This window comes from Salipiger sp. HF18 (assembly GCF_011806505.1).
Taxonomy (GTDB): domain Bacteria; phylum Pseudomonadota; class Alphaproteobacteria; order Rhodobacterales; family Rhodobacteraceae; genus Salipiger; species Salipiger thiooxidans.
This window is the reverse complement of the sequence record NZ_JAATOS010000129.1, coordinates 1-9899: the sequence shown is the minus strand read 5'-3', so window position 1 is coordinate 9899 and position 9899 is coordinate 1. Positions and strand designations below refer to the sequence as shown.

10 protein-coding genes are annotated in these 9899 nt (G+C 69.1%); all 10 read left to right on the top strand.

The genetic code is table 11. From position 1 onward, the window contains the following. The coding region (locus HC022_RS12640) for an endonuclease/exonuclease/phosphatase family protein (RefSeq protein WP_167452674.1) at positions 1-805 on the top strand (805 nt) is incomplete at its 5' end. Positions 806-935: 130 nt separating this feature from the next. Next, positions 936-2066: an acetylornithine deacetylase gene (argE, locus tag HC022_RS12635; protein ID WP_167452673.1), complete on the top strand. Its 1131-nt coding sequence runs from the start codon at positions 936-938 to the stop codon at positions 2064-2066. Between the two features lie 38 nt (positions 2067-2104). Further along, positions 2105-3448 carry an FAD-binding oxidoreductase gene (locus tag HC022_RS12630; RefSeq protein WP_167452675.1) on the top strand — a complete coding sequence of 448 codons (1344 nt, stop codon included), beginning with the start codon at positions 2105-2107 and terminating at the stop codon, positions 3446-3448. A gap of 197 nt (positions 3449-3645) precedes the next feature. Next, positions 3646-4809, top strand: a complete 1164-nt coding sequence (locus HC022_RS12625) for a M20 aminoacylase family protein (RefSeq protein ID WP_089955818.1) — start codon at positions 3646-3648, stop codon at positions 4807-4809. Between the two features lie 167 nt (positions 4810-4976). Then, entirely contained in the window at positions 4977-5777 is an 801-nt protein-coding gene (locus HC022_RS12620; RefSeq protein WP_167452672.1) for a glycosyl transferase, read from the top strand. A gap of 83 nt (positions 5778-5860) precedes the next feature. Continuing rightward, complete coding sequence (gene fabF / locus HC022_RS12615) at positions 5861-7117, top strand: beta-ketoacyl-ACP synthase II (RefSeq protein WP_167452671.1); 1257 nt, start codon at positions 5861-5863, stop codon at positions 7115-7117. Beyond that, positions 7118-8278, top strand: coding sequence for an endolytic transglycosylase MltG (gene mltG, locus HC022_RS12610; protein ID WP_167452670.1), 1161 nt, complete (start codon positions 7118-7120; stop codon positions 8276-8278). Between the two features lie 227 nt (positions 8279-8505). After that, positions 8506-8703 (top strand): hypothetical protein, encoded by a 198-nt coding sequence (locus HC022_RS12605; protein ID WP_175583557.1) that lies wholly within the window; start codon positions 8506-8508, stop codon positions 8701-8703. 97 nt (positions 8704-8800) lie between these two features. Beyond that, complete coding sequence (locus tag HC022_RS12600) at positions 8801-9181, top strand: VOC family protein (RefSeq protein ID WP_167452669.1); 381 nt, start codon at positions 8801-8803, stop codon at positions 9179-9181. A gap of 45 nt (positions 9182-9226) precedes the next feature. Then, positions 9227-9859 (top strand): DUF1697 domain-containing protein, encoded by a 633-nt coding sequence (locus HC022_RS12595; RefSeq protein WP_303049065.1) that lies wholly within the window; start codon positions 9227-9229, stop codon positions 9857-9859. Positions 9860-9899: the final 40 nt, after the last annotated feature.

Genomic DNA, 9899 nt, shown 5'->3' with positions numbered 1-9899 from the left:
GCCCCACGCTGATACGCTGCGGGTCGCCACGCTCAACGTCCACTACATCGACCTGCGCTCGGGCGGGGAGGGGCCTTGGAGCCTCGCCGGCTGGGAACGGCGCAAGGCGGCGCTGGGCGACACGGTGGCGGCGCTGAAGGCCGACGTCATCGCCTTCCAGGAGATGGAGAGCTTTCGCGGCGGCGACGACGATTCGGACAACCTCGCGCGGGGCTACCTGCTCGGGCGCTTGCCGGGCTTTGAGGCCGCCGCCACCGGAGACTGGCGCAGCTTTCCCTCGACCCAGCCGATCTTCTACCGCACCGACCGGCTGCGGCTGGAGGATCAGGGCTGGTTCTTCTTCTCCGAGACGCCCGAGGTGATCTATTCCCGCACCTTCGACGGCTCCTGGCCCGCCTTCGCTTCGTGGGCCGAGTTCACGCCGGTGGGCGGTGGCCAGCGCTTCCGCCTGGTGAACGTGCATCTCGAATACCGCAGCGCCTCGAACCGGAGACGCTCGGCCGAGCTCATCGCGCGCCGCCTGACGGCGGTGATCGACGCCGGCACGCCGGTGATCCTTGCGGGCGATCTCAATGCCTTGCGCGGCTGGCGCGTGATGCGGATCCTTCAGGACGCAGGGTTGCGCTTTCCAAGGGTGCCCGCCGCGACCTACCATCTGAACCGCGGCGTGCACCTCCTGCCCGCCATCGACCACATCGGCCTCGCGGGGCTCGACGCCACGGGTGGCCCCTACGTGCCGCAGATGCAGCCCGGCGGCGTCTGGCCCACGGACCATCACCCGGTGGTGCTCGACCTCGCGCCCTGAGCCCCGGGCCCCGCGGCCGCTGCCGCGAAGACGGGCAGGGCGCGCGGACCATGGCCGGGTTGCATGCGCGGCCCTTGCCGGGGATGCGCCCGCCGTCGTAGGCCATTTGCAGACAAACGAAGGACCCTTCATGCCGACCCGCCTTTCCCCCCGCGAGATCCTCGCCAAGCTGGTGAGCTTTCCCACCGTCAGCCGCGATCCCAACCTGCCGCTGATCGACTGGGTCGAGGAGTATCTCGCCAGCCACGGCATCGAGAGCCAGCGCCACCCCAAGCCGGAGGAGCCCGAAACCAAGGCGGCGCTCTTCGCCCACGTGGGGCCGATGGTCGAGGGCGGGGTGATCCTCTCCGGGCACACCGACGTGGTGCCGGTGGACGGGCAGGAGTGGGACAGCGATCCCTTCACCCTGACCGAGCGCGACGGCAAGCTCTACGGGCGCGGGTCCACCGACATGAAGGCCTTTGACGCGCTGGCGGTCTGGGCGGTGGTCGAGGCGAAATACCGTGGCGTGACGCGGCCGATCCAGCTGGGCCTCAGCTACGACGAGGAACTCGGCTGCATGGGCGGCAAGGACCTTGCCGAGGCGATGCTGGCGGGGCTGCCCAAGGCAAGCTCGGTGATCGTCGGCGAGCCCACGATGCTCAAGGCGGTCACCGGCCACAAGGGCGGGGTGAACTTCTGGGTCCACGTGCACGGCGTCGAGGTGCATTCCTCGATCCTGCACCGGGGCGTGTCGGCGATCATGTGGGGCGCCAAGCTCATCGAATGGGCCAACGAGACCAACGCCGCCAACGCCGAGAAGACGCCCGACGCAATCGCGGCGCTCTTCGACCCGCCCTTCACCAACGTGCACGTCGGCCAGATCCGCGGCGGCACGGCGCACAACATCACCGCCAAGGATTGCGAGTTCGGCGTGGGCTTCCGGGTAATCCCGGGAGAGGATTCCCAGATGTGGCGCGAGCGCTTCCTCGCCAAGGTCGCCGAGCTTCAGGCCCAGATGCAGGCGGTGTGCTCCGAGGCGTGGATCGAGGTGCGCGAGATGTTCGAGCTGCCGCCGCTGAACCCGACCGAGAACAACTCGGCCGAGGAACTGGTGCGTCAGGTCACCGGCGACAACGGCGTCATGCAGGTGAGCTACGGCACCGAGGCCAGCCACTTCCAGCGCACCGGCTACGATGCCGTGGTCTGCGGGCCGGGCGACATCGGCATCGCGCACCAGCCCAACGAGTACATCGAGATCAGCCAGGTCGACGCCGGGTAGGCCTTCATCGAGAAACTGCTGGAGCGTCTCGCGTGACGGTGACCTTTCCGTTCCGCGACGAGGGTCCGGTCGAACACGACGGCGAGCTGCCGGGCTTCGCGGATCTCGTGGTCATCGGCGGCGGGGTGATCGGGGTCTCGACCGCGCTCTACGCCGCCCGCGCCGGGCTCTCGGTGGTGCTGCTCGAGAAAGGCCGCGTCGCCGCCGAGCAGAGCTCGCGCAACTGGGGCTGGATCCGGGTGCAGGGCCGCGACCTTGCCGAGATCCCGGTCGCGCTCGAGGCGCAGAAGCTCTGGACTGCGCTCGACGCGGAATGCGACGGGCGGCTGGGCGTGCGCACGGTGGGGGTGAGCTACCTTGCCCGCACCGACAAGGACATGGCGGGTTACGCCGACTGGCTGGCGCAGGCGAAACCTCTGGGCGTCTCGTCGCGGCTGCTCGACGCGGACGAGACGCAGGCACTGCTGGGCGCCGGGGCCGGCCGCTGGGTCGGGGCGCTGCACACGCCGACCGACATGAAGGGCGAGCCCTGGGTGGCGGTGCCCGAGCTGGCGCGGCTGGCCGTGCGCGAGGGCGCCATGGGCCGCGAGCGCTGCGCCGTGCGCGGGCTCGACATGGCGGGCGGCGAGGTCTCGGGCGTCATCACCGAGCGCGGCCGCATCGCCACCGGGCAGGTGGTGCTGGCGGGCGGGGCGTGGTCCTCGTTGTTCCTGCGGCGCCACGGGGTGCGGATCCCGCAGCTTTCGGTGCGCTCGACCGCGATGGCCACGGCACCGCTGCCGCAGGCGGTGAACAGCGCCGGCGTCGACTCCGACTTCGCCTTCCGCCCGCGTGCCGACGGCGGCTACACGCTGGCGCCCTCGGCGGCCTCCGAGCTCTTCGTCGGGCCCGACAGCTTCCGTGCGCTGGGCACCTACCTGCCGCTGGCGGTATCGGGCGAGTTCGACATCCGCCTGCGCGCGCTGGCACCGCGCGGCTATCCCGACGCATGGGGCACGCCGCGGCGCTGGAACGACGACGACGAGACCCCCTTCGAGCGCATGCGCATCCTGTCGCCCGATCCCAACAAGGGGCTGGTCGCCGCGACCCGCCGCAATTTCGGCAGCCAGTTCCCGCAGATGGGCGAGGTGCCGCTGCAGGCGGCCTGGGCCGGGATGATCGACGTATTGCCCGACGTGGTGCCGGTGGTCGACCGGGTGCCGCAGATCCCGGGGCTGACCGTGCTCACCGGCATGTGCGGCCATGGCTTCGGCATCGGTCCGGCCTTCGGGCGCATCGCCGCGGACATGGTGATGGGCCGCGACCCGGGCCACGACCTGTCGCGCTTCCGGATCTCGCGGTTCTGGGACGGCACCAAGCTGGTCACCGGCCCCAACCTCTGAGCCCGCGTCGTGCGCCTTGGCGCGCGAGATGCTACCATGGCGGGGCCGGCCGGGCCCCGTCGTCGTGTTGGGACCGGCCCGGCCGGAGTTCGGGACGGAGCTCGGGACCCGGGGCTTGCGCCGGGGCAGCCCTTGCGGGGGCCCGCAGGCGGTGGCAGGGTCGCTTCGGAAAAATGATCAAATCAATGGAGCCCTCCATGCCCGTCAAGAACCGCTTCGCCGAGCTGCAGGATGAAATCACCGCCTGGCGACGTGACTTCCACGAGAACCCCGAGCTGCTGTTCGAAACGCACCGCACCGCCGGCATCGTCGCCGGGAAGCTGCGTGAGTTCGGCTGCGACGAGGTGACCGAGGGCATCGGCCGCACCGGCGTCGTGGGCGTGATCAGGGGCAAGGCCAGCGGCTCGGGCAAGGTCATTGGCCTGCGCGCCGACATGGACGCGCTGCCGATCAACGAGAACACCGGCGTGCCCTATGCCTCGAAGACCCCGAACGCCATGCACGCCTGCGGCCACGACGGCCACACCGCGATGCTGCTGGGCGCGGCCAAGTACCTTGCCGAGACGCGCAACTTCGACGGCACCGTCGTGGTGATCTTCCAGCCCGCCGAAGAGGGCGGCGGCGGTGCCAAGGTCATGTGCGACGACGGCATGATGGAGCGCTGGGGCATCCAGGAGGTCTACGGCATGCACAACTGGCCGGGCCAGCCGCTCGGCAGCTTCGCCATCCGTCCCGGCCCGTTCTTCGCCGCCACCGACACATACGAGGTGGTCGTCACAGGCCGCGGCGGCCACGCCGCCAAGCCGCACGAGACCATCGACCCGGTCGTCATCTCGGCCCAGATCGTCACCGCGCTGCAGTCCATCGCCAGCCGCAACGCCGACCCGGTGAGCCAGATCGTCGTCTCGGTGACCAGCTTCGTCACCTCGTCGCAGGCCTTCAACGTGATCCCGCCGCGGGTGACCCTGCGCGGCACCGTGCGCACGCTCTCGCCCGAGAACCGCGACCTGGCCGAGACCCGCATCTCCGAGATCTGCACCGGCATCGCGACCGCGATGAACGCCGAGGCCACGGTCTCGTACAGCCGTAACTACCCGGTGATGGTGAACCACGACGAGCAGACCGATTTCGCCGTCGAAGTCGCGAAATCCGTCGCCGGTGACTGTGCCGAGGCACCGCTGGTCATGGGCGGCGAGGACTTCGCCTTCATGCTGAACGAGCGCCCGGGCGCCTACATCCTCGTGGGCAACGGCGATACTGCCATGGTGCACTCGCCCGAGTACAACTTCGACGACAACGCCATCCCGGCGGGCTGCTCGTGGTACGCCGAGATCGTCGAACGCCGGATGCCCGCCGCCTGACGGCGCGGCTGTCCTGGCACGATCCCCGGGACCGGTGCGGCATCGCCGCCCGGTCCTTTTTGGTGGCGGGTGGCGGACCCGCGCCGGTGCCACCGCTTGGCCGCGCGGGCGCTTTGGGCTAAAGCGCTGGCGACACAGCGCTGACGACAAAGACCGAGGAACCCCAAGTGACGCAACCGGCCAACATCATCTGCATCAAGTGGGGCACGCTCTTCGGGCCGGAATACGTCAACCGGCTCTATTCCGGGGTGCGGCGCAACATGTCGCGCCCGATCCGCTTCTTCTGCATGACCGAGCACGCCGAGGGGCTGCACCCGGATATCGAGGTGCTGCCGCTGCAGGTCGAGCCCTTCGCCGAACCGATGGCCGCGGCGCTTGCGGTGGCCAACCGGCAGGGCGCCATGCGCAAGGTTTCGCTCTTCCGTCCCGGCCTCGTGCCGGATCTCGAGGGACCGTTCCTCGGCTTCGACCTCGACGTGGTCATCACCGGCTCGCTGGACGAGATCCATGACCTCGCGCCCGGCACCATCGCCATGCGCCACGACTGGACCGAAAAGCGCAAGGGGAGGCCCACCGGACACGGCTCCGTCTTCCGCTTCGACCCGGCGCTTCACGGCTTCCTCTATGAGGACCTCGCCAGCGACGCCTACAGGGAAGTCGAAAAGGCGCGGGGCTCCGAGCAGCGCTACACCAGCCACAAGGCCATGGATCGGGGCGTCTTCACCTACATCCCCGGCGACTGGGTGGTGTCGTTCAAGTACGACTGCAACCCGTTCCCCGGCAACTGGCTGCACAAGCCGCGTCTGCCCGAGGACGCCCGCGTCGTCTGCTTCCACGGACGCCCCAAGATGAGCGACGCGATCGACGGCTGGAACGGCAGCGTCATCCGCCATTCCAAGCCCTGCGACTGGCTCCGGGACCACTGGATCGACCGGTCACGGGCGGATCTCGGCCCGGAGTGGGGCTGAACCGCCTTCGAACCCTTGCCCCGAGGCGCGCGGGCAGGGTAAGAGCGGGTCCACGAAAGAATACTTGAGGGAAGGGTAGAGCAATGCGTCGCGTTGTGGTTACCGGGCTGGGGCTGGTGACGCCGTTGGCCGACGGTGTTGAAAAAAGCTGGGAGCGCATCCTCGACGGTCAGTCGGGTGCCGGACCGATCACCGGGTTCGATACCGAGGGCCTGACCACGACCTATGCCTGCGAGGTTCCCCGCGGCGAGGGCGAGGGCGAGTTCAATGCCAACGTCTACATGGAGCCGAAAGAGCAGCGCAAGGTCGACACCTTCATCCTCTTCGGTCTCGCAGCCGCCCAGCAGGCGGTTGAGGATTCCGGCTGGATGCCGGAGGACAAGGAAGATCTCGAGCGCACCGGCGTCCTGATCGGCTCCGGCATCGGTGGCCTGAACTCCATCGCCAACACCGCCGTGATGATGGAAGAGAAGGGCCCGCGCCGCGTGTCGCCGTTCTTCGTTCCCGGCGCGCTGATCAACCTGATCTCGGGTCAGGTCTCGATCAAGTACGGCTTCAGGGGCCCGAACCACTCGGTGGTCACCGCCTGCTCGACCGGCGCCCACGCCATCGGCGATGCGATGCGCCTGATCAGGTACGGCGACGCCGACGTGATGGTCGCGGGCGGCGCCGAGGCGGCGATCTGCAAGATCGGCATCGCCGGCTTCAACGCCTGCAAGGCGCTGTCGACCAAGCGCGCCGACGATCCCACCAAGGCCAGCCGTCCCTATGACGCCGACCGTGACGGCTTTGTCATGGGCGAGGGCGCGGGCATCGTGGTGCTGGAAGAATACGAGCACGCCAAGGCCCGCGGCGCCAAGATCTATGCCGAGGTGCTGGGCTACGGCCTCTCGGGCGACGCCTACCACATCACCGCCCCGTCCGAGGACGGCGACGGCGCCCTGCGCTCGATGAGCGCCGCGCTGAAGTCCGCCGGGCTGCAGCCGTCGGACATCGACTACATCAACGCCCACGGCACCTCTACCATGGCCGACACCATCGAGCTCGGCGCCGTCGAGAAGCTGCTCGGCGAACACGCGGGCAACGTCACCATGTCCTCGACCAAGTCGGCCACCGGCCACCTGCTCGGGGCCGCCGGTGCCATCGAGGCGATCTTCTCGATCCTCGCGATCCGCGACCAGGTCGCGCCGCCGACGATCAACCTTGATAACCCCGCGGTGGAAACGCCGATCGACCTCGCGCCCAATGCCAAGCGCGAGCGCAAGGTCACCCACGCGCTCTCCAACTCCTTCGGTTTCGGTGGCACCAACGCGAGCGTGATCTTCGGGAAGGTCGAATAAATGTGGCGCAACATCGCCTCGAACGCGCTGACTTTCCTCGTCGTGGTGGTGTTCCTCTTCGGCGGGGCGCTGATCTGGGCGCAGAACGAGTACTCCGCCAGCGGCCCGCTTGACGCGCCGATCTGCCTGCAGGTCGCGCGCGGCAGCAACTTCAACCGGGTGTCCCAGGACCTCGAGGAGCAGGGCGCGATCTCGTCCGGCATGATCTTCAGGCTCGGCGCCGACTACACCGACAAGGCACGCCAGCTGAAGGCGGGCGCGTACCTCGTGCCCGAGCGCGCCTCGATGACCGAGATCACCGACATCGTCACCAAAGGCGGCGCCTCGACCTGCGGCACCGAGGTGGTCTACCGCATCGGCGTGAACAGCGCGCTGGTGCAGGTGCGCGAGCTCGACCCGGCGGTCGGCCGCTATACCGAGGTGCTCGAGTTCAACCCCGCCGAGCCCGCTCCGACCGAATACGCCGCCTTCCGCGATGACATGTCGACCCGCTTCCGCGTGTCGCTGGCCGAGGGGGTCACGAGCTGGCAGGTGGTGCAGGAGCTGGGGCAGGTCGACGTGCTCGACGGCGAGGTCGCGAACCTGCCGGTCGAAGACTCGCTGGCCCCAGACAGCTACGAGGTCACCAAGGGCGACGGCCGCGGCGCGCTCATCGAGCGCATGCAGATGGCGCAGCAGGTCATCCTCGACAACGCGTGGGAGAACCGCGCAGAGGGGCTGCCCTACGAGAGCAAGAACGAGGCGCTGACCATGGCCTCGATCGTCGAGAAGGAGACCGGCAACGCCGAGGAGCGCTTCCTCGTGGCCAGCGTCTTCGTCAACCGGCTTGAGCGTGGCATGCGGCTGCAGACAGACCCCACGGTGATCTACGGCATCACCAACGGGCAGGGCGTGCTGGGGCGTGGCATCCGCCAGTCCGAGCTGCGCGCCGAGACGCCCTACAACACCTACGTGATCGCGGGCCTGCCGCCGACCCCCATCGCCAACCCGGGCCGCGCGGCCATCGAGGCGGCGCTGAACCCGGCGGAGTCGGAGTTCATCTACTTCGTGGCAAAGACCCTGAACCCGGCGGACGGGCACAACTTCGCGGCCACGCTGGACGAGCACAACAGCAACGTGGCGGCCTATCGCAAGCTCGAGGCGGCGCGGCCCAACCAGTAGGGCGCTGCCCGAAACCGCAGCAGTGACCACCGCACGGGCGGGATCGGGGCACCGGTCCCGCCCGTTGCACGTCGGGCGACCTGGGTCGCGGCCGCCGTTCTGCCAGGGGCAGGCCATGACCAACTGACCCTATCGCGCATATCTCCACCGCCATCGCGGCCGTCACCTGGGCGCTCTGGCGCGGGCCTGCCGGCGTGCTCTGGTGGGGGTTGTCACTGGCGGCGCTGATGTGGGCAACGGTGCGGCTCGACCCGGCGCGGGTCGGCATCCTCATGCAGACCAAGGTGGAGGTGGGCGCAGTCACCTCGGCGCCGCTCGCGGGCGAGCACATGCACCCGCTCGAGATCGCGGGAGGTGCGCTGGTGGTCTCGGCGGGGCCGTTCGAGGTCTGGCCGGTGCGCCGCCCTCGCGCGGGCAACGCGTAACCGGCTGGAAGACCTCTGTATTTTTCGTTTGACCTCAATGGAACTTGAGGTCCGATGCTTGTGCCGTTCAGACCCAAGACAGGCAAAGGAGCCCCGAATGAACGCCACGCTGGAACACGTGAACATCGCCGTCCCCGACCCCCAGGCCACCGCCAGGATCCTCTGCGACCTCTTCGGCTGGCGCATCCGCTGGGAGGGCGCTGCGATGGGCGATGGCTGGTCCATCCATGTCGGCACCGACGACGACTACCTCGCGCTCTACTACCCAGGGGGCAAAGCCCTCGAAAAGCCCGAGCGCTACGTGCGGCAGGGCGGGTTGAACCACATCGGCGTGGTGGTGCCCGATCTCGATGCGGCCGAGGACAAGGTGCGCGCGGCGGGCTTCCACCCGCACGAGCACGCGGATTACGAACCCGGGCGGCGGTTCTACTTCGACGGGCCCGACGGCGTGGAGTTCGAGGTCGTCAGCTACGCCTGATGTCCCGGCCCGCGCTGCGACACTGGCGGGGAACGGAGGCCGACCCTGACCCATGTCGCCCGTCTGCGCGGGATCAACGTGGGCGGGGCCAATGCCCCGCCCATGAAGGAGCTGCGCGGGCTCTGCGACACACTCGGCTGGCGCGACGTCGAGAGCTGCATCTCCTCCTGCAACCTCGCCTTCGACGTCGACGACAAGCCCGAGGCGCAGGCCGGCGCGCTGCGCGAGGTGATCCGCGCCGCCAGGGGCTTCGACATGCCCGTGCTGGTGCTGACCGAGGCCACGCTGCGCCACGCCCGCGACGATTGCCCCCTTACACCGGACGCCCCGAGGCAGCTCCACGCGGATTTCCTCGTCGGCGCGCCCGAACGCCCGCCCGCCCGCGCGGGCGCGCAGGGCCGAGGGCGACGGTCCCGGGACGGGCAGGGGCATAGCCTGGCTTTTCACGCCCGGGGGCTTCGGGCGCTCGAAGCTGGCGCAGCGGCTCGAGGCGGTCGAAGGCTGCCCGCTCACCGCCCGCAACCTGTGCACCGTGACCCGGCTTGTCGAAATGCTGGACGGACGGGGCCGATCGCGGTATGGGAGGCGCATGACCACGCAAGCAACCCTCATTCGGATCTGCTGCATTACCTGCTGAATTCTTCGGCGGGCCGGTCTTCTATTCCAATCCAGAAGTAGAGTTGCTAATCCCGCCGCGATCTTCGTGCGAAGGAGCGCG

Excerpts from the sequence above, each read along its gene's own strand:
- argE (WP_167452673.1), top strand. The coding sequence starts at position 936 with ATGCCGACCCGCCTTTCCCCCCGCGAGATCCTCGCCAAGCTGGTGAGC.
- HC022_RS12625 (WP_089955818.1), top strand. The coding sequence starts at position 3,646 with ATGCCCGTCAAGAACCGCTTCGCCGAGCTGCAGGATGAAATCACCGCC.
- fabF (WP_167452671.1), top strand. The coding sequence starts at position 5,861 with ATGCGTCGCGTTGTGGTTACCGGGCTGGGGCTGGTGACGCCGTTGGCC.
- mltG (WP_167452670.1), top strand. The coding sequence starts at position 7,118 with ATGTGGCGCAACATCGCCTCGAACGCGCTGACTTTCCTCGTCGTGGTG.
- HC022_RS12605 (WP_175583557.1), top strand. The coding sequence starts at position 8,506 with ATGTGGGCAACGGTGCGGCTCGACCCGGCGCGGGTCGGCATCCTCATG.
- HC022_RS12600 (WP_167452669.1), top strand. The coding sequence starts at position 8,801 with ATGAACGCCACGCTGGAACACGTGAACATCGCCGTCCCCGACCCCCAG.